This window comes from Ruegeria sp. C10 (genome assembly GCF_056537805.1).
The window spans coordinates 768,593-792,658 of sequence record NZ_JBQFSC010000001.1 but is presented as its reverse complement, the minus strand read 5'-3'; the positions used below and the strand labels follow the sequence as shown (position 1 = coordinate 792,658).

The window sequence follows — 24,066 nt, the reverse complement described above, 5'->3', positions numbered from 1 at the left end:
CGAGCGGTTTTTTGTTCAGATCATCTGAAACAGGATGCCTGCTACGATAGCGCCGCTGATGCCCAATCCCAGATAGGTGGCAAAGACGCGCGGTTTCACCAGTGACCACACGGCCGCCATCGCAGGTATCGAACTGACGGCGCCGGCCACCATGAACGACATCGCAGCACCCGCACTCATACCCTGCTCCATCAGACCCGCAAGAAGCGGTGGTGCGACGTAAGAGTTCAGATAGGCAGGCATTCCGACCAAGGCTGCGATGACGATTGGTACAACACCCTCACCACCAACAACGCGGGCGATCAGGTCTGCCGGAACATAGCTGACCAGCAATGCTTCGAGCACGTAGGCAAATGCCAGCCATTTGAGCAAGAACAGACCGTTATGAACGAACTCAACCCGAAAGCGCGTCCGACGGTCAGGGTCTTGCCAGAACTTCCAGACGGGTTTGTCATCTTGCTTTGGTCCGCAACCGCAGCAACCAGCGGGTTTGTATTCACGCAACGGCTGCGCAAAGGCACCTCCCTGCATCAGGGTGCGCACGGCAAACCCGCCGAACAAACCCAACGCGACAGCGGCAACCGCTTTACCAATTGCAAACGGCCAACCCAGCGCACCCGCAGTAATCAGCAACGTCGGGGGGTCGATCAACGGTGAACTGAGCCAGAATGCCATCACGGCCGACAATGGCGCACCCAGAGCCAGCAAGCCTGCGATGAATGGGATCACTTCGCAGGAACAAAATGGGGCCAGCCCGCCAAACAACGCGGCCAGAAAGATCATCCGTGTCTCGCGACCCTCAAATGCACGGGCGACCATCACTTCGGCCCCGGTTGCCTTCAGGTATGATAGCAGCAGAACAGCAAACAGGATGTACTGGCCCGTATGCGCAAGCGCTTTGGCTGCAAAACTCACAACCTCGGTCCAGTTGCCCGGATCAAGAACGGCCACCAGCGCCAGTATGACCACGATCAGAGCCCAGGGCGTTTTGATCAGGTCGATCAGGTTTCTGGCAAGTGGCTTGGGGTTTTGTGTTAGTTCAGCCATCGTTTGCGGCCTTTCCGATTTCGTCTGCGCAGCATTCACTAAGGATGAACTGCGCCAGGTTTCTCAATTCGTCAAAGCACGCGCGGTTGATCGTGCTACGCCCGATCTTCTCTTGCTCAACTACTCCGCCAGCAGCCAGAAACCGCAGATGATGCGCCAGAGTCGAGGGCGCGATTCCTGTCCTCGTCTGAATTTCTCCAACGGTCAGGCCTGCTTCCCCAGCACGAACCAAGGTCTTAAGAACCTTCAATCGGGCTTCCGAGCCCATGGCAGAGAAACCTGCGGCAGCTTCTTCCCACATCCTTTATCTCCATTAAACTAGATTTCTGGTTATTTAGTTTAATTCATATCCTGCGTCAACCGCGCATGTGCGGAAAACTCCCAACATGGTTCGCAGGGCCATAAGTCCAGATTGCCACCGCCTTAGGTCCAACCTATAACGATGCAATGGGTATTTCGGTCGACACATTCTTTTTGGAACGCAATGGGCAAGGCACCTTACAGGCGCAGCTGCAACAGCTGATCGCCGAAGGCATTCTGTCAGGACGCTTCCACGTCGGGGAAAAGCTGCCCTCGTCCCGTAAACTTGCTGCCCATTTGGGTGTCAGCCGGATTACGGTCACGCTTGCCTATACTGAACTGCTGGCCAATGATTACCTGACCGCCAAAGGCCGGTCGGGATACTATGTTTCAGAAAATGCGCCAGTGCCGCCGACCTACACGCCAGTGCGGCGCGACACCGAAGTGGTTGACTGGGATCAGGCGTTTGCCCGCCGTTTCTCGGGCGGTGATGTGCTGACAAAACCCAGCAACTGGCGTGACTACCGCTATCCCTTCATTTATGGCCAAGTCGACAGAAAGCTGTTCGATCATGCAAACTGGCGTCTCTGCGCGGTTCGGGCGTTGGGACATAAGGACTTTGATTCTCTGACCGGGGACTATGTCGATCAGGACGACCCGCTGCTGCTTGAATTCATCGCCCGGCATACTCTTCCCCGCCGTGGAATTGTAGCCCGGCCCGAAGAAATCTTGATCACCCTGGGCGCTCAGAACGCCCTTTGGCTGGCGTCTCGCATATTGCTGAACCGGAACCGTAGGGCAGCGATCGAGGACCCCTGCTATTACGCCCTGCGCGATCTTCTGATTCACTCGGAATGCAAGCTGTCTTATCTGAAGGTCGACCGGGACGGGTTGCCCCCGGAAACAATCCCTGACGATACCGACGTCATATTCACCACCCCCAGCCACCAGAGCCCGACAACCGCGACCATGCCGGTGGACCGCCGACATGCACTGCTGCGTCGTGCCCGCGAATTGGATGCCATGATCGTCGAGGATGACTATGAATTCGAAATGTCATTTCTCGGGGCCCCGTCACCGGCGCTCAGGTCAATGGATCGCGATGGGCGGGTGATCTACGTAGGCAGCTTTTCCAAGTCGCTGTTTCCGGGGCTTCGATTGGGCTACATGGTCGGGTCCGAACCCTTTATCCGTGAAGCGCGCGCCCTGCGATCTCTGGTCTTGCGTCACCCTCCTGGCCACATGCAGCGAACCGCAGCCTACTTCCTATCGCTCGGCCACTATGATGCTCAGATCCGGCGCATGTCTAAAACGCTGCAACGCCGTCGCGAAGCGATTGAGGAGGCGATTGGACAATATGGTCTGACTGTTGCTGGGCGCGGGATGCTGGGCGGATCATCGATCTGGATGCAAGCGCCGCTGCATGTAGACACCAGCAAACTGGCCCGAGACCTGCAGCGCCAAAGCGTCCATATCGAACCGGGTGAGGCATTTTTTTCAAGCCAGAACAGGCCAAAGAACTTTTATCGGCTGGGCTACTCTTCAATCTCGTCGGATCGTATCGAACCGGGAATCCAACAGATTGCTGAAGCGATCCGGCGTTCTTAAGCGCTCTGGACTTAAACCGCTACCGGTTCTGGCCCTAACGCCACAGACACCCGTACGCCAAAACCGATCAGAAAACTGGGTGCAAAACCCCCGTTCCATCCTTCTATGATCGGAGATTACGCAGATGAAGATGACCACCGAAGAAGCCTTTGTAAAAACCCTGCAGATGCATGGCATCGAACATGCGTTCGGTATCATCGGCTCGGCCATGATGCCGATCTCCGACATCTTTGGCAAAGCAGGCATCACTTTCTGGGATTGTGCCCACGAAGGGTCCGGCGGCATGATGGCCGACGGCTATACCCGCGCAACCGGCAAGATGTCGATGATGATCGCCCAGAACGGCCCCGGCATCACCAACTTTGTGACCGCCGTCAAAACTGCCTATTGGAACCACACTCCGCTGCTGCTGGTCACTCCGCAGGCCGCAAACAAGACCATGGGTCAAGGTGGTTTCCAGGAAATGGAGCAGATGCGCATGTTCGCAGACTGCGTTTGCTACCAGGAAGAGGTGCGTGACCCCAGCCGTATGGCCGAGGTTCTGAGCCGGGTGATCATGAACGCCAAGCGCGCTTCGGCACCTGCGCAGATCAACGTTCCGCGCGACTTCTTCACTCAGGTGATCGACATCGAGCTGCCTGCTGTTGTTGAGTTTGAACTGCCTTCGGGTGGTGCATCGGCCGTATCCGAAGCTGCCGCTCTGCTGTCGAACGCAAAGAACCCCGTTATCCTGAACGGTGCAGGCACCGTTCTGTCGAAAGGCGGCATCGAAGCGTCGAAAGCACTGGCCGAGCGTCTGGATGCCCCGGTCTGCGTTGGCTACCAGCACAATGACGCTTTCCCCGGTTCGCACCCACTGTTCGCTGGCCCGCTGGGCTATAACGGCTCAAAAGCCGGTATGCAGCTGATCAAGGAAGCAGACGTTGTTCTGTGCCTCGGCACCCGCCTGAACCCGTTCTCGACCCTTCCAGGTTACGGCATGGAGTACTGGCCTGCAGATGCAAAGATCATTCAGGTCGACATCAACCCCGACCGCATTGGCCTGACCAAGAAGGTCTCGGTTGGTATCGTGGGCGATGCGGCGACCGTTGCCACCAGCATCCTGAACCAACTGTCCGACACAGCCGGTGACGAAGGCCGCGACGCGCGCAAGGCGAAAATCGCCGAAACCAAATCGCGTTGGGCGCAAGAACTGACCTCGATGGATCACGAGCAGGACGATCCGGGCACCACCTGGAACGAGCGCGCTCGCGCTGCCAAGCCGGACTGGCTGAGCCCGCGCAAAGCATGGCGCGCGATCCAGTCCGCGCTGCCGAAAGAGGCGATCATCTCGTCCGACATCGGCAACAACTGCGCCATCGGCAACGCCTATCCTTCGTTTGAAGAAGGCCGCAAGTATCTGGCCCCCGGCCTGTTCGGCCCCTGTGGCTATGGTCTGCCTTCGGTCATTGGCGCGAAGATCGGCTGCCCGGATGTACCGGTTGTCGGCTTCTCTGGCGACGGTGCCTTCGGCATTGCAGTCACCGAACTGACCGCCATCGGTCGCGAAGAATGGCCCGCCATCACTCAGGTTGTGTTCCGCAACTACCAGTGGGGTGCGGAAAAGCGCAACTCGACCCTGTGGTTCGATGACAACTTCGTCGGCACCGAGCTGGACACAAAAGTGTCCTATGCCGGCATCGCCAACGCCTGTGGCCTGAAAGGCGTCATCGCGCGCACTCAGGATGAACTGACAGCGGCGCTGAGCCAGGCGATCGAGGACCAGAAGAACGGCATCACCACCCTGATCGAAGCAATGATCAACCAGGAACTGGGTGAACCCTTCCGTCGCGACGCGATGAAGAAGCCGGTTGAGGTTGCAGGTATCGACGCAAGCGACATGCGTCTGCAGCAGGTTTGAATGCTGTCAAAAACATAAGTCGGACCGGGTTCAACCGTTCCGCTTAAAGAAAAGCAGAGGAAGGGGGTGCCTGCACTCTCTTCCTCTATATGGTTGAGCCCGGTGTGCTTACGCTCCAGTGTGTTCAACACGTACAGGTACCAAGGCGATCCGCCACAGGGAGAGACAGCGTGAATCAACAACCGAACCTCAACCTATCCCCACCCGTGTCAGACGAGATCCGCCGGACTACATGCTACATGTGTGCCTGCCGCTGCGGTATCAACGTGCACATGAAGGATGGGAAGGTCGCCTATATCGAAGGCAATCGGGATCATCCGGTAAACAAGGGCGTTCTCTGCGCCAAAGGCAGCGCAGGAATCATGCAGGTGAACGCCCCGTCGCGCCTACGCGCACCGCTCAAACGCGTCGGCCCGCGTGGGTCTGGCGAGTTCGAAGAGATCAGTTGGGACGAGGCGCTCGAGATCGCTGTCGGTTGGCTAAAACCGATCCGCGAAGACAACCCTGAGAAACTGGCCTTTTTCACCGGCCGTGATCAGAGCCAGAGCTTCACCAGTTTCTGGGCACAGAATTTCGGCACCTGTAACTATGCGGCCCATGGCGGGTTCTGTTCGGTCAACATGGCAGCCGGTGGCATCTACACGATGGGCGGTGCATTCTGGGAATTCGGTCAGCCCGACTGGGATCACACCAAGCTGTTCATGCTGTTCGGCGTGGCAGAAGACCACGACAGCAACCCGATTAAAATGGGCATCGGCAAGATCAAGGCGCGCGGTGCCCGGGTGATTGGGGTAAATCCGATCCGCTCGGGCTATAACGCCGTGGCAGATGATTGGGTCGGCATCACCCCCGGTACCGATGGCCTGTTCATCTTGTCGATGATCCATGTGCTGATGAAGGCAGGCAAAATCGATCTGGATTACCTAAGTCGCTACACCAACGCGCCGGTCCTGATCAACGCATCCGACGGTCCGGAAAAGGGTCTGTTCCTGAAAGACGATGACGGCAAGCCATTGGTCATCGACCGCAATACCGGCAAGCTGACTGCTTTCGACACCCCCGGCGTCCGCCCTGACCTATCAGCGACCTACGAAAAGGACGGTGTCACTCACCGCCCCGTCTTCCACCAAATGGCAGAACGGTATCTGGCGGATGAATACGCCCCCGAGGCAATCGCAGATAAATGCGGCGTGCCGGCGACCCGCATTCGCGCGATTGCTGGCGAGTTGGCCCGTGTGGCCTTTGATGAAGCGTTCGAACTGGACCATGAATGGATCGATTTCCGGGGCGAGAAACACTCGAAGATGATTGGTCGCCCCGTCGCGATGCACTCGATGCGCGGCGTTTCAGCCCATGCCAACGGTTTCCAGACCTGCCGCGCCCTGCATGTGCTGCAGATCCTGCTTGGAACGGTCGAAGTCCCCGGCGGCTTCCGCTTCAAGCCGCCCTACCCCAAGCCAGTTGAGGCGCATCCGACTCCGCATTGTAAGGTGACGCCGAATACGCCGCTGGACGGGCCGCATCTGGGGTTTGTTCGCGGCCCCGAGCATCTGGCGCTGAAAGAAGACGGCAGCCCGGCGCGGATCGACAAAGCGTTTACATGGGAAAACCCGATGTCCAGCCACGGGCTGATGCATATGGTGATCTCGAACGCACATGCGGGCGATCCCTACAAGATCGACACGTTGTTCATGTACATGGCGAACATGTCCTGGAACTCGACCATGAACACCAAGGGTGTCATGGAGATGCTGACGGACAAGGATGAGAACGGCGACTACGTGATCCCGCATATCATCTATTCCGATGCTTATTCCTCGGAAATGGTGGCCTATGCCGACCTTATCCTGCCCGATACAACTTATCTGGAACGACACGACTGTATCTCGCTACTGGACCGCCCGATCTGCGAGGCCGAGGCAGCGGCAGACGCGATCCGCTGGCCGGTGATTGAACCCGACCGCGACGTACGCGGCTTCCAGTCGGTTCTGATTGATCTGGCCAACCGCATGGGCCTGCCCGGCTTTACCAACGATGATGGCAGCGCCAAGTGGACGGATTACGCCGACTATATCGTCAACCACGAACGCAAGCCGGGGATTGGACCGCTTGCCGGTTTCCGGGGCGAAAACGGCGACAAGGAAGGTCGTGGCGAGGTTAACCCCAACCAATTGAACCAATACATCGAGAATGGTGGCTTCTATGTCGCGCATATTCCCGAAGGTGCGGATTACTACAAACCTTGGAACACTGCCTATCAAAAATGGGCTGTGGGCATGGGTATCTATGACAGCCCACAGCCCTATCTATTCCAGCTCTATTCCGAGCCGATGCGTAAATTCCAACTGGCCGCCGAAGGCTACGGGGAACGCCAGCCCCCAGATCACCTGCGCGCGCAGATCCAAGATACAATGGACCCCTTGCCCATTTGGTACGAAATCGATCAGACCGGCAATGAAGGTTTCACCGTCAACGCTCTGACCCAGCGGCCAATGGCGATGTATCATAGTTGGGGCACACAAAACGCCTGGTTGCGTCAGCTGCATGGGCGCAACCCGCTATACGTCCCGACCAAGCTGATGCGTGAACACGGTCTGCAAGACGGCGATTGGGCCAAAGTCAGCTCTCCACATGGCGAGATCACGGTACCCGTCATGGAGATGGCTGCGCTGAACAACAATACCGTGTGGACTTGGAATGCCATCGGAAAGCGCAAAGGGGCCTGGGCCTTGCAGAAAGGCGCCCCCGAGGCCACCAAGGGTTTCCTGCTCAACCACCTGATCCACGAACTGCTGCCCCCCAAAGGTGACGGCCTGCGCTGGGCAAACTCTGATCCGATCACCGGTCAGGCCGCCTGGTTCGATCTGAAGGTAAAAATCGAAAAGGCCGCCGCTCCAAGCGATGCTGAAAGCCAGCCAGAATTCGCTCCAATCAAATCGCCGGTCGGGCAGGGGCCAAAGGATTTGGCCTGGAAGGTGGGCAAATGACCCGATCCGTTCTTCATCTGGCTATAAATATCTCGGGGTCTGGGGCAGAGCCCCAGCCCGCCCTGACCACAATCGCAGAGGCAAGGCAGTCATGACCCAGCTCCCCCAATCAACCGAACGCAAGATGGGTCTGGTCATTGATCTGGACACCTGCGTTGGCTGCCATGCCTGCGTCATTTCATGCAAAGGCTGGAACACCGAAAACTACGGCGCGCCACTGTCGGATCAGGATGCTTATGGTGCTGACCCTTCAGGCACCTTCCTGAACCGGGTGCACTCTTACGAGGTGCAACCCGCCGAAGGGCATGCCCAATTGATCCACTTCCCAAAATCCTGCCTGCATTGTGAAGACGCACCCTGCGTGACCGTCTGCCCCACTGGTGCCAGCTACAAGCGGGTTGAGGACGGAATCGTTCTGGTCAACGAAAGTGACTGCATCGGCTGCGGCCTGTGCGCGTGGTCCTGCCCCTATGGCGCACGCGAGCTGGATCAGGCCGAAGGCGTTATGAAGAAATGCACGCTTTGCGTCGATCGAATTTACAACGAGAACCTACCCGAGGTGGATCGTGTGCCCTCTTGTGTGCGCACCTGCCCGGCAGGTGCCCGGCATTTTGGCGATCTCGGCGACCCTGGCAGTGATGTCAGCAGGTTGGTCGCCGAACGTGACGGCATGGATCTAATGCCTGAAATGGGCACCAAGCCCGTCAACAAGTACCTGCCGCCCCGACCCAAGGACAAAATTGAGGAGCAGATTGACATCCTGGCCCCTCTGCTGGCCCCGGTCGCCGAAGAGCCCAAGGGTTTCCTCGGCTGGCTCGACAAGACCCTGGAGAAGCTCTGATGCACCCGGCACCTTCCGTTATCATCTTTACCACCCTGTCCGGCCTCGGATTTGGACTCTTGTTCTTCCTGGGGCTCGGCATACCTGACGTCTCGGGCTGGGTCGCGTTTGTGTTTTTCGCAATTGCCTATGGCTTGTCCGTCGGCGGTTTGCTCGCGTCGACCTTCCACCTCGGCCACCCAGAGCGCGCCTGGAAAGCCTTCACACAGTGGCGCTCAAGCTGGCTCAGCCGCGAGGGCTGGTGCGCGGTCATCGCGCTGCTCGTCATGGGGCTCTATGCAATTGGTGCGGTCTTTCTAGGCCAACGCTGGGGTGTGCTGGGCTTGATCGGGGCGGCATTCTCGCTGGCCACGGTCTTCACCACATCGATGATCTACACGCAGCTCAAGACCATCCCTCGCTGGAACATGAACCTGACACCGGCCATGTTCTTGTCGTTCAGCCTTGCAGGCGGTGCTTTGTTGGCCGGAGCGGAAGCGCTTGCCCCTTGGTTGCTGGCTATTGCCGGCGCTGTACAGCTTGCCTATTGGGCCAAGGGCGACGATGCGTTGTCCCGATCGGGAACCACGCTGGCAACCGCGACAGGGCTTGGTGAGCGAGGCGCTGTCCGCGCATTCGAACCACCTCATACAGGTACAAACTATCTGCTGCGTGAGTTTGTGCATGTGGTCGGTCGGAAGCATGCGCAGAAACTACGGATGATATCTTTTGGTCTGGCTTTTGTGCTGCCTTTACTGCTGCTTCTGATCCCCTTTGGCGGCGTTCTGATCAAGCATGTCTTTGCGCTTGTGGCGGTGTTGTCGCATCTCACCGGCGTTGCTGTTTCACGCTGGTTGTTCTTCGCGCAAGCAGAGCATGTGGTTGGGTTGTACTACGGCAAGCGTTGATGGGGGCTCTGCCCCCGTCGCGGCAAGCCGCGCCTCCCCCGAGGTATTTCTAGCCAGATGAAATTTGGATCCCGAATTAAAAAAGGGCGGCGCTCGATCTTCGAGGCCGCCCTTACGAGTCCGTATATTGATTTCAGGTTAATCCAGCATGCGCCATTGCTGCTTCGATATCGGCTTTGGTGCTGTCTTCCAGCTCGGTCAGAGGCGAGCGCACTTCGGTGCTACACAGGCCAAGTTTGCTGAGCGCGTATTTTGCGCCAACCAGACCGGGCTCGATGAAGATCGCTTCGTGCAGGGGCATCAGGCGGTCCTGATACTCCAGCGCCATTTTGTAGTCGCCATTCAGCGTTGCCTGCTGGAATTCAGCACAGAGCTTCGGAGCCACGTTTGCGGTGACCGAGATGCAGCCCACTCCGCCATGAGCATTGAAGCCCAGTGCAGTCGCGTCTTCCCCGGACAGCTGGTAGAAATCCGCACCACAGCTTGCACGCTGCTGGCTGACGCGCGCCAGATCTCCGGTCGCGTCCTTGACTCCGATGATGCGCGGCAGTTTCGCCAGCTCACCCATCGTTGCAGGAGTCATGTCGATGACCGAACGACCCGGGATATTGTAGATGATGATCGGGATATCGGCACTGTCATGCAGAGTTTGGAAATGCGCCAGCAGCCCCTTCTGGGTCGGCTTGTTGTAATAGGGGGTTACGACCAGCGCCGCATCCGCACCGATTTTTTGCGCAAACTGAACAAACCGAATTGCCTCGACAGTATTGTTGGAGCCCGCGCCTGCGATGACAGGCACGCGACCTGCTGCAGCCTTCACCACTTCGGCGATAACCGTTTCATGTTCTTCATGGCTGAGGGTCGGGCTTTCGCCGGTCGTACCAACCGGAACCAGACCGGTCGAACCTTGCTGTATTTGCCATTCCACCAGGTGTTTGAGCGTTTCCAGGTCCAACGCGCCGTTGCTGAACGGGGTGACCAGGGCTGGCATTGAGCCTTTAAACATGGAACGCTCCTTAGGTGTTTTTTGCGCACCGGTCTGTCACGATTAAGGGTTTGTGAGTTGATCCCGGCGGCGCAAGGTTTATCCTGCATGGCTGTATCCTTGGTTTGTTGGGGAATGCAAGGGATGAGACGTATTCTGTCGCTTGGAATAGCGATGATTCTGGCGCTGATGCTACAGCCGCATGCCACTCGTGCGGATGCGACGCAGGATTTGCGCGCGGGACTCTATGAGATGCGCAAGGGCGATTGGAATGCCGCGCTGCGCGTTGCAGGCCAGCGTGGATCGGTGGCGCGTGACATTATTGTCTGGCATTGGCTACGCGAAGGTTTTGGCAGCTCGGGCGATGTGCTGGTGTTTCTTGAGCGGCGCCCGGATTGGCCCGGTTTGGCCTGGCTGCGCCGTAAAAGCGAGACATCATTCACCGGGGCCGATCCGAATCGAGTTCTGAAATTCTACGAAGGGATGCCTCCGCAAACAGCAGAAGGTGCTTTGAATTATGCCGTGGCTTTGAAAAGCCAAGGCCGCAATGGTGAAGCAGAAGCCGACGTCGTAACCGCTTGGCGGACCATGCCGATGGGGTCGGGCCTGCAAAAGGATTATCTTGAGAACTTCGGGAAACTTCTGAGACCACATCACGAGGCCAGGTTGGATCGGATGTTGTGGGATGGGCATCTGGTCAGCGCCGGGCGGATGCTGCCCCTGGTCAACTCTGATCAGCGCAAACTGGCCGAGGCGCGCATTGCCCTGCAAAAGCGCGAAAACGGAGTGGACGGCAAAGTCGCCGCAGTGCCGGAATCACTGGCCAAAGACCCTGGCCTGGCATTTGATCGTTTCGTGTGGCGGGATCGCAAAGAACTGGACGACAGCGCCATTGATCTGATGTTGGCACGCTCGACCGGACCAAAATCGCTGGGTGAACCCGACAAATGGGCGGAAGGGCGACGCAGACTGGCACGTCTTGAGATGCGCACGGGAGATGCCGAACGCGCCTATGCGATTGCCGCCAATCACCACATGACCCCCGAAATGGGCTATGGCTACGCTGATTTAGAGTGGCTCTCGGGATTTCTGGCGCTGCGCAAGCTGAATGATCCGGCCACGGCGGTGCGGCATTTCCAGAATTTCTCGGAGGCGGTGCAATCGCCAATTTCGAAGGGTCGAGGTGGATATTGGCTGGGCCGCGCCTATGCGGCGCAGGGGGATGCTGACAAGGCGCACGAGGCTTATGCCGAAGGCGCGAACTATCAGACCTCGTTCTACGGGTTGCTGGCGGCGGAACAAATCGGCCGTCCGTTTGACAGCGAATTGGCCAACCCACGCCGCGCGCCGCATTGGAAACAAGCCGCATTCGCTGACTCAAGCGTGTTGGAGGCTGGATTGCTGTTGCAGCGCGCAGGAGAGGGAAACCTTTCAGAACGGTTTCTGACCCATTTGGTGGAAGGTCTCGATCAAACCCAAGCCGCTCAGCTGGGGGACCTGGTGATCGAACTGAACGAACCGCATCTGGCCGTCATGATCGCCAAGCGCGCGGCAACAACCGGTGTTGTTTTGCCTGCCGCTTATTACCCAGTGCACCCGGTCGCAGATATGGGACTTCCCATGGCGAAGGAAATGACGCTGGCAATTGCCCGACGCGAAAGTGAGTTCGATCCGGTAGTCATCAGTGGCGCAGGCGCGCGCGGTTTGATGCAGGTCATGCCCGCTACCGCCAAACTTGTGGCTCAGGATTTGGGTATTCTGGGTGGCCATAAAACCGCGCGCCTAACCTCGGACTGGCAATATAACGCAAAGCTGGGGGCGAATTATCTTGCAACGCTTGCAGAGGACTTCAACGGCAATGTCGTGATGATGGCCGCTGGATATAACGCGGGGCCAAGACGGCCGATTTCGTGGATGGAACGCTATGGCGACCCGCGCCGGGGCCAGGTGGACGTGATCGACTGGATTGAGACCATTCCTTTCAAGGAGACGCGCAACTATGTCATGCGTGTCGCCGAAAGCCTGCCGGTCTATCGCGCTCGGCTTGGGCGGCCAGCTTTACCAGTGCCATTCTCAAAGGAACTAACCGGTTCAACCCTTTCGTCGTTCGCGCCATAAGGTGAACAGGCCCGCCGCGATCACCAAAGCTGCGCCCAGAACAACCTCGGGGCGCAGGGTCTCGTGGAAGATCGTGATGCCGAGAATTGCGCTCCACATCAGATGGAAATAGGCAAAGGGTTGCACGGCGCTGGCCTCAGCCATTTCGTAGCACTTAATCAATAGCCAGTGTCCCAGAGCGCCTGCGATGCAAAGCAACCCCATCCAAAACCAATCGCTGCTGGCCATGGCTTCCCAAAACCAGACACCAACAGCAGTCATTGCGACTGCACCAGCCACCCCAGTCCAGAAAAAACTGGTCGCAGTACTGTCCCGCCGAGCCGCATACCGTGTCAGCAGGCCATAAATCGCGAACATAAACGCCGAGATCAGCGGGATCACAGCCCAAGGGTTGAACACACCGGCACCGGGCTGCAGGATGATCAACACCCCGATGCAGCCGACCCCGATGGCAGCCCAGCGACGCCAGCCGACTTTCTCACCCAGAACCGGGCCGCTGAGGGCAGCGATCAGCAGCGGATAGCTGATGAAAACGGCCTGGCTTTCAATCAAGCCCAGAATGGTAAAGCTGAAAACGGCGACACAAATTTCTGCGGCCAGTAACACACCCCGGAATATCTGGAGTCCCAACTGGCTGGTTTGCGCCGCCGCCCGCAAACCTCCGCTGGATCTCGCAGCCAGAGCAATCACGAATGCGGCAAAGAACCAGTACCGGATCATCACCACCATATACGTATTGTAGGTACCGGCCAGATGGCGCGAAATCCCATCCTGCAAAGCAAACACGATCGTCGCGCTGACCATAAGCGCTATACCGGCGTTGACGTTGTTCTTCTGGCTCATTGCTTCACCGCCCGGGTCATGTGCCGTTTACGGCCAAAGCCGGGGCTGCGGGTAACATCAAAACCTGCATCGGATAGACCCCGACGCACGAAACCCGCGGCAGTATAGGTTGCCGCTGTACCGCCTTGGATCGTGTGCTCCGCCACCTGCTGCATCAGGTCAGCCTCCCACAGCTCGGGGTTTTTTGCGGGTGAGAAGCCATCCAGAAACCACGCATCTGCCTCACCTGCCCATGTGGGCAAGGTCTGGCGCGCGTCTCCGACCATGACCTCAAGATGCAACGTGTCCAGCACGCATTTCTGCCCATTCCATGTTTCCAATAAGCGATCGGCCCACGGTGCCACCTCGGGAAAGGCCGCCAAAGCACGCGACATATCGTCAGGCGCCATCGGAAAGGCCTCGAAGCTGGTGAACCGTAAAGGTGTAGTCTGCCCTGCTGCTTCCCACGCCGACCACGCGGTCAACAGATTCAGGCCGGTGCCAAAGCCTAGTTCAGCGATGTGAAACCCCGGTACAAAGCGCGTTGGCAGATCGTTGCCTGCCAGAAACACATGCCGCGTTTCCTCTAACCCGTTCTGCAACGAGTAATAGGGGTCATCGAACCGATCCGAGACCGGGATCTGGTCTTCCGTCCAAGTAAGTTCGGCGCGCTGGTCTGCCATCGGGGAATCCTGTAGCTAAGCGGCGCGACACTGAACAACGAAAAGGGGATTGGCAATGGTCGATGTGACGGTGCGGGGCGCAGGAATATTTGGCCTCTCCATCGCCTGGACCTGCGCACGGCGCGGCGCGAAGGTTCAGATCGTCGACCCATTTGGTCCGGGCGCGGGGTCCAGTGGAGGGCTTGTTGGCGCGCTGGCCCCACATGTACCCGAAAACTGGAACACCAAAAAGGCGTTCCAGTTTGAAAGTTTAATCATGGCTGAACCGTTCTGGAAACAGGTCGAGGCCACCGGTGGTGTGTCGCCCGGCTACGCACGTCTTGGGCGTCTGCAACCCATACCAGACGCACGCGGTTTGGAGCTGGCCCAAGCGCGTGAACAAACAGCTGCAACACTCTGGCAGGGTCAGGCTAATTGGCGCGTCCGGTTTATAGATCAGATTGGTGCCTGGTGCCCACCCAGCCCGACGGGATATGTCGTCCACGATACGCTAAGCGCGCGCATGCACCCAAGGCGTGCCTGCGCAGCGCTGGTGGCCGCGCTTGCCGTAATGGGAGTAGAAGTTACCGCCGAAGCGCCCGACAAGGGACAAGTCGTACACGCCACTGGACTTGCGGGTCTGCAAGAGCTCAGCAAGGCGTTTGGCAAGACAATCGGTAACGGCGTGAAAGGACAGGCGGCGTTGCTGCGATTTGATGCGGGTGACGTACCACAGTTGTTTGCCGATGCCGTTCACATCGTGCCCCATGCCGATGGTACGTTGGCCATTGGCTCGACATCAGAACGTGAATACGACGATCCGACCAGCACAGATTCCGCTCTGGACGATGTACTGGACCGCGCCATGCGTGCCGTGCCGGTCCTGCACGGGGCGGAAGTGATCGAACGCTGGGCCGGTGTCCGCCCCCGCAGCAAAAGCCGCGCGCCGATGCTGGGCGCGCATCCCCTGCACAAAGGGCAGTTTATCGCCAATGGGGGATTCAAGATCGGTTTTGGTATGGCACCGAAGGTGGCCGAGGTCATAGCCGACTTGATGCTGGAAGGGCGCGATAGAATCCCGCAGGATTTTCTCCCCGAAGCTTCACTCTGATTGCGGTATTGCCTTGGCTGACATGCATTGTCGGCCTCCGGGTCCACGCACCCAAAACTCCTGACCGTTCCGACACAGGGTCGCCGTTTCGAAATGCATCAGCGGCGACGATGCGCGAAACGTAAACTCCGCCAGAGGCCCCATCAGATCGGTTGCGAACAACATGAGGAATTGGGCCAGCAGAGGCCCATGGACAACCAGCCCGGCATAGCCTTCCACGTCGCGTGCATAGTCAAGATCGTAATGGATCCGGTGTCCGTTAAACGTCAGCGCCGAATAGCGGAACAACAGGGTTGTATCAAATTCAACAATGCGGTGATCCAACTCATCCGTTCGAGCCATCGGAACTTTTGGAGCCGGTGCGTTTGATGAGGGATCTTCACGATAAACCAGATCCTGCCATTCGGTCACGCTCAGCGCGCCCTTTTGCCAAATCTCGTGACGTAGGGTGACAAATGCCAACGGTCCGCTACGTCCTGTCTTTGCCAAGGCGCTTTCTCTGACCGTCCGACGCTCGGCTGCGACCCCTGCCACAAAGGGCTGATGAAACTGCAGTCGCCCACCTGCCCACATGCGCCTTGGTAGTCCCATATCGGGGATCAGACCTTGGCCTACCCGAGGATGTCCATCACGCCCCAGATCGCTCGGCACATGCGGCGACCAGAAATAGAGCTGATGAAAGAAGGGAGGTAGTACTAAGCCTGCCTCAATCGTCGGTTCCCGCCCCAATGCTACCTGCAGTGCAGCCGCTCGGGCAGAATCTACGACATCGGCCTGAGTCTCTATCTGGTCTTGATCCTTCATCCGCATAACCTAGAAGTTGCGGTACAGACCGGCAAGCAAGGGGGATTAAAACCCGGCCTCTGCCCGCAGCTTCTGCATCAGGTTATGCAGCGTATGCTCGTAGCGGTCGTTAGACAGCCGCCCTTCTGCATCAAATTCATTCGAACTGTCAGCTAAATGAAGCTCGGGGCCTTGCAGAATGCGCGGCTGAAAGGGGACCATGAAGGATCGCAAGATCATTTGCGCCCGTTCCCCCCCGGCCCGGCCCGCAGCGGCGGACATGACGGCGAGCGGTTTATCCATCCATGGCTTGCCTTTCGTCCGGCTGACCCAGTCCAGCGCGTTCTTTAGAACACCCGAAGGCCCTTTGTTGTATTCCGGCGTTGATATGATCACCGCGTGGGCCTGGGCAATCTGATCGGCCAAAACCTGCACGGCTTCAGGTATGCCTTCGCCAACTTCGAGATCGCCGTCATAAAGCGGCAGATTGAGATCTGCCTCAATGAACATGCCGGGTTCGAACAGGCGTGCAGCTTCGCGCAGCAATTTACGGTTGGTCGCATCCTGCCGTAGCGAGCCGGAAAGGCCAAGAAGGATCGGTTGGGACATGGGGAAACTCCGCTTTGGTGTTTCCCCTTAGTTATCCCGAGACACCTTCGAACCAAAGGCCCGATGACGCGCAGTCATTGTGCGCGAGACGCGTGATCAGGTGTTGTCGCTGGGAACTACCACAATCTCGACCCGCCGGTTCTGGGCTTTCCCCTCGGGTGTCAGGTTCGATGCGATCGGGTTGTTTTCACCTTGCCCGACAGTAGTGATACGGGCGTAGCTGACACCATTGGCCTGCAGAATATCAGCCACCGCATTGGCGCGGCGTTCAGACAGTCCGAGGTTGTAGGACGCCTCTCCGTCACTGTCAGTATGACCGATAATCTGGACATTCGAATTCGGGTAGTTAACCAAATTCTGCCCCACCTTCACCAAATCGGCACGCAAGGCCGGGCGCACGGTGGAACTGTCGGTGTCAAAAGTGATGTCATTCGGAACCGTGACGATCAGGCGATCCCCGGCGTTGACGATCGTTATGCCGTCATTGGCCAGTTGCTGCCGCAGCTCTGCCGCCTGCCGGTCAAGCTGGTTGCCGATCACGCCACCGCCTGCAGCACCGATGGCCCCACCGGCCAACGCCCCCAACAGTGGGTCAGAGTCATTGGCAATTGCGCCCACACCAGCGCCGATCAGACCACCCAGCAACGCGCCTTGCTTGGCATTCTGGTTGGGATCGTTCTGCACGCTGAGAGTGCCCGGGTCGGTACACGCCCCCAAAAACAGGGCTGAACACAGTCCAACCGTCAGTACACATTTGGAAATCGTCATTGAATCACCTTCTGCTCACGTACCCGTTCACCGGGTTTGTTTCGTTCCGCTTAGTATAACACAGTGAGAACAAAGAGCCTCAAGCAACAATTGAGTGAAATCGGCGAATACCTGCCATTCAGGCGACCCCTTTGGAGCTATCCCAGCTGTTCTGCTCCTGCCAGATCGCGCGCAGAGGTTCCCCTTGCCCGCAGAAATGATCCTCGGTCAGTTCGCATGCCCAGATCCGATCTGTGCGGAAATGGCGAAACCCATTTCGCAGCTCGCACCACGCGGCCAGCATAGTGCATTCTATGTGGTAGATCAGGGCGACGGGCCGCACCGTGCGTTCGGTACGTTCGCCTTCCGAATTCACGTAGGTGATGCGTATTTTGCGTTCAGCCCGGATCGCTTCGCGGTAGTTTACGACCGGCACACAGCCCTTTTCCGGATCATCCATCGGCGCGCCCCAAGGCGCAACCTGAAGCCAGTCAGCTGGCGCGCGCAGGGCTTCGATCTTACGACACACCCGATCAGCGGCCTGTTGCAGGGTACTGTCACCAGTGCGGGCCAGCATCGACAGGCCCACCCACAGAGCCTCAACCTCTTCCGCATCGAAATTCAATGGCGGCAGATCATAGCCGCGCCGCATCAAGTAGCCAACACCCGCTTCGCCTTCGATTGGCGTACGCTGGGCCTGCAACGCGGCAATATCGCGGTAGACGGTGCGCACCGAAACCTCGAGCTTGGAGGCCAACGCATCGGCCGTCACGGGCGCTTCAGCAGCACGCAAGATCTGAATGATTTCGAACAGACGTGTCGATCGGCGCATCCGGGTCTCCTAAAGATCTGCTGACAACTTAGCACACCCCCCTGACAAGGTGGTGTCAGGAGTGTTGGGCGAAGATTGGGCAATTGCAATTCAGGAGAGTGACCATGCCCTACCTCGACAATCACGTCATGATGACCTTGAAACTGGATCGCTGGTCCCAAGATCACGTTTTGCGCGGATTCGAAATCGAACGTGAAATTGCTGCCGCACGGGAACGCCAAGTTATACGCCCGGTCAAACGCACCAGGCGGTTTTCGCTGGGAAACCTGAAGATGCTTTGGACCAGTAACGCTTAGAATCAGAACTCGGCTGGCGCGCGAAATTTCATCGACACCCCGCCTTCGGGATTTTTGAGGCGCAGTTCTTCCGAATGAAGCATCAACCGCGGGAAGTCGCGTGCCGCGCCATCGGCATAAAACGGATCACCCAAGATAGGATGCCCCAGCGCCTGCATATGAACCCGCAACTGGTGCGATCGTCCGGTCTTGGGAGACAGGCGAACACGCGTTGTCTCGCCCTCGAATTTAACCACGCGCCAATCCGTAACAGCAGGCTTGCCGGTGTCGTGACAGACCATCTGACGGGGGCGATTGGGCCAATCGACGATCAGCGGTAGGTCAACCGTTCCCGTTTTTGGTTCTACCCGCCCCCATACGCGCGCGACATAAGTTTTGCGGGTCTGGCGATTTTCGAACTGTAGCCCCAGATGCCGCTGGGCATGCGGCGTCTGTGCAAACACCATTACACCGGATGTATCCCGATCCAACCGATGCACCAGCAACGCTTGTGGAAACGCAACTTGCACGCGGGTTAGCAGACAATCAGCAAGATGCGCGCCCCGCCCCGGCACCGATAACAAACCCGCCGGCTTGTTAACCACGATCAATTGCGTGTCTTCAAACAGCACATCCAGAGGAGAGTTTGGGGGATCATAGGTTTCGCTCATGCGCGCTTGCCTATCTCAGGCGGCCCCCTCCCGCAACGTCGTCCTTGCGTGAGTGAAAAGGTTCAGCAACTCTTTGGTCAACAAGAGGGAAGACGGTATGCACCCGACGATCAAACGAATGCAAGAAGTGGTGGCCAAAGGCGATGAAGGCCTGATCCAAGAGTTGCTGGCCGAAGATGTGCGGTTTTCACCACCCACTTACTACAGCACCTGGACCGGGCGTGAACCTGTTGCAGCGGTTCTGGGTCATGTGGGTCAGGTGTTTTCCGAATTTCAATATCGTCGGATCATGGGCGACGGCGACGATTGGGCATTGGAGTTTCAATGCAAAGTCGGTGCCTTGGACGCCGTGGGTGTAGACTTGATCACGCTAAACGCAGACGGGCTTATTCAGGAATTTGAGGTCGTCATGCGTCCTTACAAGACCGTCGGAGCCTTGCGCGAAGCCATGATGGCACGAGTCATGAAAGATGCGCGCTTTCTAAAGTTCAAAGATGCACTGAGCTAACGGTTCCTTTGCCTGTTGCCGCCGATCAGATTCTCAGAATTCCGCTTTTGCCTGTTCTCGCCATTCAGGGGATCGCGGTAAGACGCAATGCGCAATTTCTGCCAGAACCGACTGGTCCCCGCCAAGGGCGTGCAGGGCGCGGGCCCAGACTGCGCTTGTTGATCACTGGGGACAGCTCGGCCGCTGGCGTTGGGGCGGGCACACAAGGCCAGGCACTATCCGGGCAACTGGTCGGCCAATTGGCAAAGCGTTATACTGTGGAATGGCGGCTTGAGGCGGCCACCGGGAATACCACTCAAAACACAATTGAGCAGCTGCAAGGGCTTTCCGAACAGTTTGATGTAGCCATAACGGCGCTGGGTGTGAACGACGTGACCCGAGCGGTAAGTAGACAGAGCTTTGAGGACCACCAAGCACGCCTATTGGACCTTCTGACCGGGCCGATGAAAGCCCGGCAGGTGATCGTGTCTGCGGTTCCTCAGATGGCGCGTTTTCCCGCTCTGCCTCAGCCGCTCGCCTGGTTTTTGGGGCAACAGGCTGCAAGGCTGGATCACGGCTTGCAGACGGTGGCTGCAGCATATCCGCAAGTTTCACATCTGGCGCTGAACCTGCCCGATGACCCGGCGCTCGCCGCGCCGGACGGATATCATCCAAGCCCCAAGGCCTATGCAATCTGGGCGGAACAGCTTGCCCAGCTCATTCGCTAGGCCTGAGACCGTATTTGCCGGATCATCGGGATCGAATACACAATCAACCCGGCCCAGATCAGGGGGAACGCGATCAATCTTGCCTGATCAATACGCTCTCCGAACAACGTGATCGCGGTGATAAAAATCATCGTGGGCGCGATGTACTGCAGGATACCCATCGTCGACAGACGCACCAGTTTGGCCCCATTGGCATAAAGCAGCAACGGAATTGCAGTCACCAGCCCCGCGCCCGCAAGCAGCGCAGTGTCTGACACGGCTGCTCCAAAATGCCCGGCACCACTTGTTCCAAGCCAGGTGACGTAGGCCAGGGCGGGTATCAGTAGAATCAGGACTTCCAACAAAAACCCTTGGTTGGGCCCAATTGGGAGTGAGCGCTTGAAGAACGCATAAAACCCCCAGCTGAACATTAAGCCCAAAGCCGCCCAGGGTAAGCTTCCCGCCTGAAACACTAGTACCAACACCCCCAAAGCGGCCAGCCCGACCGCAACCAACTGTGTTCGGTTCAGAGGTTCACGCAGCAATATCGCACCCAACGCAATGCTGAACAAAGGGTTGATATAATAGCCCAAAGCCGCGTCCAGCGCATGCCCCGATGAAATCGCCCAGACATAAATCGCCCAGTTGACTGAGATCAGCGCCGCTGTAATTGCCGCCATACCCAACATTTTGGGATTGCGAAGTGCAGTTTTCAGATCGCCGGTCCGCCCGAGCGCTATCAGCAGCAGCCCGGCCACCGGCACCGACCAGATCACCCGATGCGCGACTACCTCGATCGGGCCGATATGTTCCATTGCTTTCATGTAAAGCGGCAGGAAGCCCCAAAGCACATAGGCCATCACAGCCAACGCCAGCCCTTTGGGCGTATCGGTATTGTTTGGTGGTACGCGGGTGTCTGCCACAGAGAGTCTCCGACTGATACCGTGTTTCTCTACGGCAAATCAGATGGGCTTGGGAACTATCAAAACTGTGAAGCAGGGCATCAAAGTTTCTGATAGGTCGCGCGTTCTGCAGCCAACCTACATGCGAAGCGCTGTCTCACGCTCATGGATATTGTTGGCCAGATGAGCAGGTGATCCCTTGTTGATCTGGCCAAAAATACTCTCGCGCGCGTCGCCCGTTACGGACGGTGGGGCAGAGCCTACCCCTGTCGATGTTTTCTAGACTTTGACCCGCTCGGATTTCGCATCGTACATCGGTTTCAACGACGCCTCTGCCTGGACTTTCACACCACAGACATCGATCTCATAGGTCGAGGCCAGCACGTCTGCAGGCTTTTCGCCCTCGCAGGGCACATAGCCCAGACCAATGGCACCACCCAGCGTGTGACCATAATTGCCCGAGCTAAGGTAACCTACATATTCACCATCGCGCACGATTGGTTCGTTGTGGAACAACAGTGGTTCGGGATCAGTCAGTCTAAACTGGACAAGCCGGTTCTTGGGCCCGCTTTCCTTTCGGGCCATCACCGCCTCGCGACCGATGAAATCGCTGCCTTTGTCCACTTTGACGGCAAATCCCAATCCCGCGTCGACCACGTGATCCTCGCAGGTGACGTCATGACCGAAATGGCGAAAACCCTTCTCGATCCGGCAACTGTCCATCATGTGCATGCCGCAGAGTTTCAGGCCCATATCTTGTCCGGCTTCGTGCAGCGCCTCAAAAACATGACCTGCCATGTCGGACGACACATAGATCTCCCACCCAAGCTCACCCACATAGGTCACCCTGTGGGCGCGAGCGAGACCCATACCGATCTCAATCTGTTGCGCCGTGCCAAAGGGGTTGGTCCTGTTCGAGAAATCAGCGGGCGAAACCTTTTCAAGCAATGCACGTGCATTCGGCCCCATGACGGCCAAAACGCCCTCGCCAGCGGTGACATCGGTGATAACCACATTGAAGCCGCCTGCATGACGCATCATCCAGGTCTGATCCGCCAATCGGGTCGCCGCGGGGGTGACGACCAGGTAGGCGGTCTCAGTCAACCGTGTGACCGTGACATCTGCTTCGATCCCACCGCTACGGTTTAGGAATTGGGTGTAGACGATCTTGTCATTGGGCACTGAATAATCGCCGCCGCCGATATAGTTCATGAATTTCTCGGCATCCGGCCCTTCGACGCGGATTTTGCCGAAGGACGACATGTCATACATGCCTACATTTTCGCGCACGGCACGGTGTTCGGTAGCCGAATTCTCGAACCAGTTCTGCCGTTTCCAGCTGTATTGATACTCCCGTTCCTGCCCTTCGTGGGCAAACCAATTGGCGCGCTCCCACCCAGCCAATTCGCCCATCACGGCACCCTGCTCGATCAAGTGGTGGTGAAACGGTGTCCGGCGCACACCGCGCGCGGTGGCCTTTTGGCGATAGGGATAGTGGTCGGCATAAAGCAGGCCGAGCGTCTCTTTCGAACGCTCAAAGAGGTACTGCTTGTTGCCCTGAAACGGCTGCATGCGACTGATGTCAACATCGCCCAGATCGAACGGTTTCTCGCCCGAGTCCATCCACTCGGCCAGTGCCATACCAGCACCACCCGCCGACTGAATACCGATCGAGTTGAACCCCGCAGCGACCCAAACGTTATCCATCTCGGGGGCGAGTCCCAAGTGATAGGCATCATCCGGCGTAAAGGATTCGGGGCCGTTAAAGAAGGTGTGAATCCCCGCCTCGGCCAACATCGGCATCCGATTGCAGGCCGCTTCGAGTATTGGTTCAAAGTGATCGAAATCCTCTGGCAACTGGTCGAATTCGAAACTGTCGGGGATGCCGTTCATCGCCCAGGGTTTTGCATTTGGCTCAAACGCGCCCAGCAGGATTTTTCCGGCATCCTCTTTGTAGTAGGCACATTCATCCGGTACGCGCAGCACCGGCAGTTGGGTCAGCCCGTCGATCCCTTCGGTCACGATATAGAAATGTTCGCAGGCGTGAAGCGGCACGTTCACACCTGCCATCTTACCAACCTCGTGGCCCCACATGCCCGCACAGTTCACCACCATGTCGCATTCGATATGGCCCGAGGAACTGCCATCGTCCGCAATCCAGTCCACGCCGGTGACTTTACGACCCTGCTTGACGATGTCGGTGACTTTCACACGTTCTTTGACGACGCCACCGCGCTGACGCGCACCTTTAGCCAAAGCCAGAGCGATATTCGCTGGATCACCCTGCCCGTCCAAAGGCAAATAAACCGCCCCCTTGACCCCTTCGAGGTTGAGATGGGGATACAGCTCTTGCACACGATCATTGCCGATCTCTTCGACCTCAACCCCGAAAGCACGTGCCATGGCGGCCTGACGATAGATCTCTTCCTTGCGCTCTTCAGTCAGCGCCACCGTGATCGATCCGCAACGCTTGAACCCTGTGGCAACGCCAGTTTCTTCCTCAAGTGCGCCATATAGTTCCTGACTGTACTTAGCCAGCTTGGTCATGTTTGCGGTCGCGCGCAGCTGCGCAATCAGACCTGCAGCATGCCATGTGGTGCCGCTGGTCAGTTGCTTGCGCTCAAGCAGCACAACATCGGTCCACCCTTTCTTGGTAAGGTGATACGCGACCGAGCATCCGATGACGCCGCCGCCGATGATGACCACACGGGCCTTGGTGGGAAGATCAACCATCCTGATGTCTCCGCTGTCTCAGGTTTTTTGCAAAATGCCATGAAGGATCGAC

General features: G+C 57.8%; 22 protein-coding genes. 10 read left to right on the top strand and 12 right to left on the bottom strand.

Features of this window, described 5'->3' with window-relative positions; all coding sequences use genetic code 11:
- Positions 1-15: 15 nt before the first annotated feature.
- Together ACR0DE_RS03620 and ACR0DE_RS03615 are read right to left on the bottom strand one after the other, a co-directional pair.
- Positions 16-1,047 carry a permease gene (locus ACR0DE_RS03620; RefSeq protein WP_480751890.1) on the bottom strand — a complete coding sequence of 344 codons (1,032 nt, stop codon included), beginning with the start codon at positions 1,045-1,047 and terminating at the stop codon, positions 16-18.
- Complete coding sequence (locus ACR0DE_RS03615; RefSeq protein WP_170398716.1) at positions 1,040-1,348, bottom strand: ArsR/SmtB family transcription factor; 309 nt, start codon at positions 1,346-1,348, stop codon at positions 1,040-1,042. Before ACR0DE_RS03615 ends, ACR0DE_RS03620 begins: the two co-directional genes overlap by 8 nt.
- 146 nt (positions 1,349-1,494) lie before the next feature.
- Here ACR0DE_RS03615 and pdxR point away from each other — a divergent pair, with 146 nt between their 5' ends.
- The 5 genes from pdxR to ACR0DE_RS03590 all read left to right on the top strand — a co-directional run bounded on the left by pdxR (position 1,495) and on the right by ACR0DE_RS03590 (position 9,570).
- Positions 1,495-2,955 (top strand): MocR-like pyridoxine biosynthesis transcription factor PdxR, encoded by a 1,461-nt coding sequence (gene pdxR, locus ACR0DE_RS03610; RefSeq protein WP_170398719.1) that lies wholly within the window; start codon positions 1,495-1,497, stop codon positions 2,953-2,955.
- Between the two features lie 124 nt (positions 2,956-3,079).
- Positions 3,080-4,855 (top strand): sulfoacetaldehyde acetyltransferase, encoded by a 1,776-nt coding sequence (gene xsc / locus ACR0DE_RS03605; RefSeq protein ID WP_170398722.1) that lies wholly within the window; start codon positions 3,080-3,082, stop codon positions 4,853-4,855.
- Between the two features lie 170 nt (positions 4,856-5,025).
- Positions 5,026-7,842 carry a molybdopterin oxidoreductase family protein gene (locus ACR0DE_RS03600; protein WP_480751886.1) on the top strand — a complete coding sequence of 939 codons (2,817 nt, stop codon included), beginning with the start codon at positions 5,026-5,028 and terminating at the stop codon, positions 7,840-7,842.
- Positions 7,843-7,933: 91 nt separating this feature from the next.
- Positions 7,934-8,683, top strand: coding sequence for a 4Fe-4S dicluster domain-containing protein (locus tag ACR0DE_RS03595; protein WP_170596827.1), 750 nt, complete (start codon positions 7,934-7,936; stop codon positions 8,681-8,683).
- Positions 8,683-9,570, top strand: coding sequence for a dimethyl sulfoxide reductase anchor subunit family protein (locus ACR0DE_RS03590; protein ID WP_480751881.1), 888 nt, complete (start codon positions 8,683-8,685; stop codon positions 9,568-9,570). Before ACR0DE_RS03595 ends, ACR0DE_RS03590 begins: the two co-directional genes overlap by 1 nt.
- 133 nt (positions 9,571-9,703) lie before the next feature.
- Here ACR0DE_RS03590 and dapA read toward each other — a convergent pair whose 3' ends face one another.
- Positions 9,704-10,576, bottom strand: coding sequence for a 4-hydroxy-tetrahydrodipicolinate synthase (gene dapA, locus ACR0DE_RS03585; protein WP_480751878.1), 873 nt, complete (start codon positions 10,574-10,576; stop codon positions 9,704-9,706).
- A gap of 123 nt (positions 10,577-10,699) precedes the next feature.
- On the opposite strand from dapA, the gene ACR0DE_RS03580 reads away from it, so the two are divergent.
- Positions 10,700-12,673: a transglycosylase SLT domain-containing protein gene (locus ACR0DE_RS03580; RefSeq protein WP_480751876.1), complete on the top strand. Its 1,974-nt coding sequence runs from the start codon at positions 10,700-10,702 to the stop codon at positions 12,671-12,673.
- Here the strand turns inward: ACR0DE_RS03580 and ACR0DE_RS03575 are convergent.
- Both ACR0DE_RS03575 and mnmC2 read right to left on the bottom strand, forming a co-directional pair.
- The gene (locus ACR0DE_RS03575) at positions 12,647-13,516 is read right to left on the bottom strand and encodes a DMT family transporter (RefSeq protein WP_480751874.1); all 870 of its coding nucleotides are present in this window, start codon (positions 13,514-13,516) and stop codon (positions 12,647-12,649) included. The two genes, ACR0DE_RS03580 and ACR0DE_RS03575, sit on opposite strands and share 27 nt — an antisense overlap.
- Positions 13,513-14,178, bottom strand: a complete 666-nt coding sequence (gene mnmC2, locus ACR0DE_RS03570) for a tRNA (5-methylaminomethyl-2-thiouridine)(34)-methyltransferase MnmC2 (protein ID WP_480751872.1) — start codon at positions 14,176-14,178, stop codon at positions 13,513-13,515. Before mnmC2 ends, ACR0DE_RS03575 begins: the two co-directional genes overlap by 4 nt.
- 55 nt (positions 14,179-14,233) lie before the next feature.
- Between mnmC2 and ACR0DE_RS03565 the strand changes: the two genes are divergently transcribed.
- Positions 14,234-15,268 (top strand): NAD(P)/FAD-dependent oxidoreductase, encoded by a 1,035-nt coding sequence (locus ACR0DE_RS03565; protein WP_480751870.1) that lies wholly within the window; start codon positions 14,234-14,236, stop codon positions 15,266-15,268.
- Here ACR0DE_RS03565 and ACR0DE_RS03560 read toward each other — a convergent pair.
- The 4 genes from ACR0DE_RS03560 to ACR0DE_RS03545 all read right to left on the bottom strand — a co-directional run bounded on the left by ACR0DE_RS03560 (position 15,260) and on the right by ACR0DE_RS03545 (position 18,239).
- Positions 15,260-16,072 carry an HTD2 family dehydratase gene (locus tag ACR0DE_RS03560; protein WP_480751868.1) on the bottom strand — a complete coding sequence of 271 codons (813 nt, stop codon included), beginning with the start codon at positions 16,070-16,072 and terminating at the stop codon, positions 15,260-15,262. The two genes, ACR0DE_RS03565 and ACR0DE_RS03560, sit on opposite strands and share 9 nt — an antisense overlap.
- A gap of 45 nt (positions 16,073-16,117) precedes the next feature.
- Complete coding sequence (locus ACR0DE_RS03555; RefSeq protein WP_480751866.1) at positions 16,118-16,660, bottom strand: NADPH-dependent FMN reductase; 543 nt, start codon at positions 16,658-16,660, stop codon at positions 16,118-16,120.
- 96 nt (positions 16,661-16,756) lie between these two features.
- Entirely contained in the window at positions 16,757-17,428 is a 672-nt protein-coding gene (locus ACR0DE_RS03550) for a YiaD family glycine zipper/OmpA-like lipoprotein (protein ID WP_170398755.1), read from the bottom strand.
- Positions 17,429-17,546: 118 nt separating this feature from the next.
- On the bottom strand, positions 17,547-18,239 hold the full coding sequence (locus ACR0DE_RS03545; protein ID WP_480751864.1) for a helix-turn-helix transcriptional regulator: 693 nt from the start codon (positions 18,237-18,239) through the stop codon (positions 17,547-17,549).
- A 104-nt stretch (positions 18,240-18,343) separates the two neighbouring features.
- On the opposite strand from ACR0DE_RS03545, the gene ACR0DE_RS03540 reads away from it, so the two are divergent.
- Positions 18,344-18,535, top strand: coding sequence for a hypothetical protein (locus ACR0DE_RS03540; RefSeq protein ID WP_170398761.1), 192 nt, complete (start codon positions 18,344-18,346; stop codon positions 18,533-18,535).
- A 2-nt stretch (positions 18,536-18,537) separates the two neighbouring features.
- Here the strand turns inward: ACR0DE_RS03540 and ACR0DE_RS03535 are convergent, their stop codons facing one another.
- Positions 18,538-19,185 carry an RluA family pseudouridine synthase gene (locus ACR0DE_RS03535; protein ID WP_170406617.1) on the bottom strand — a complete coding sequence of 216 codons (648 nt, stop codon included), beginning with the start codon at positions 19,183-19,185 and terminating at the stop codon, positions 18,538-18,540.
- Positions 19,186-19,282: 97 nt separating this feature from the next.
- Here ACR0DE_RS03535 and ACR0DE_RS03530 point away from each other — a divergent pair, with 97 nt between their 5' ends.
- Positions 19,283-19,693, top strand: a complete 411-nt coding sequence (locus ACR0DE_RS03530) for a nuclear transport factor 2 family protein (protein ID WP_170398766.1) — start codon at positions 19,283-19,285, stop codon at positions 19,691-19,693.
- A 47-nt stretch (positions 19,694-19,740) separates the two neighbouring features.
- Entirely contained in the window at positions 19,741-20,400 is a 660-nt protein-coding gene (locus ACR0DE_RS03525; protein ID WP_170801474.1) for an SGNH/GDSL hydrolase family protein, read from the top strand.
- Here the strand turns inward: ACR0DE_RS03525 and rarD are convergent.
- Both rarD and ACR0DE_RS03515 read right to left on the bottom strand, forming a co-directional pair.
- The gene (gene rarD / locus ACR0DE_RS03520) at positions 20,397-21,302 is read right to left on the bottom strand and encodes an EamA family transporter RarD (RefSeq protein ID WP_170406626.1); all 906 of its coding nucleotides are present in this window, start codon (positions 21,300-21,302) and stop codon (positions 20,397-20,399) included. The genes ACR0DE_RS03525 and rarD overlap by 4 nt on opposite strands.
- 258 nt (positions 21,303-21,560) lie before the next feature.
- The gene (locus ACR0DE_RS03515) at positions 21,561-24,014 is read right to left on the bottom strand and encodes a GcvT family protein (protein ID WP_480751860.1); all 2,454 of its coding nucleotides are present in this window, start codon (positions 24,012-24,014) and stop codon (positions 21,561-21,563) included.
- Between the last annotated feature and the right edge of the window lie 52 nt (positions 24,015-24,066).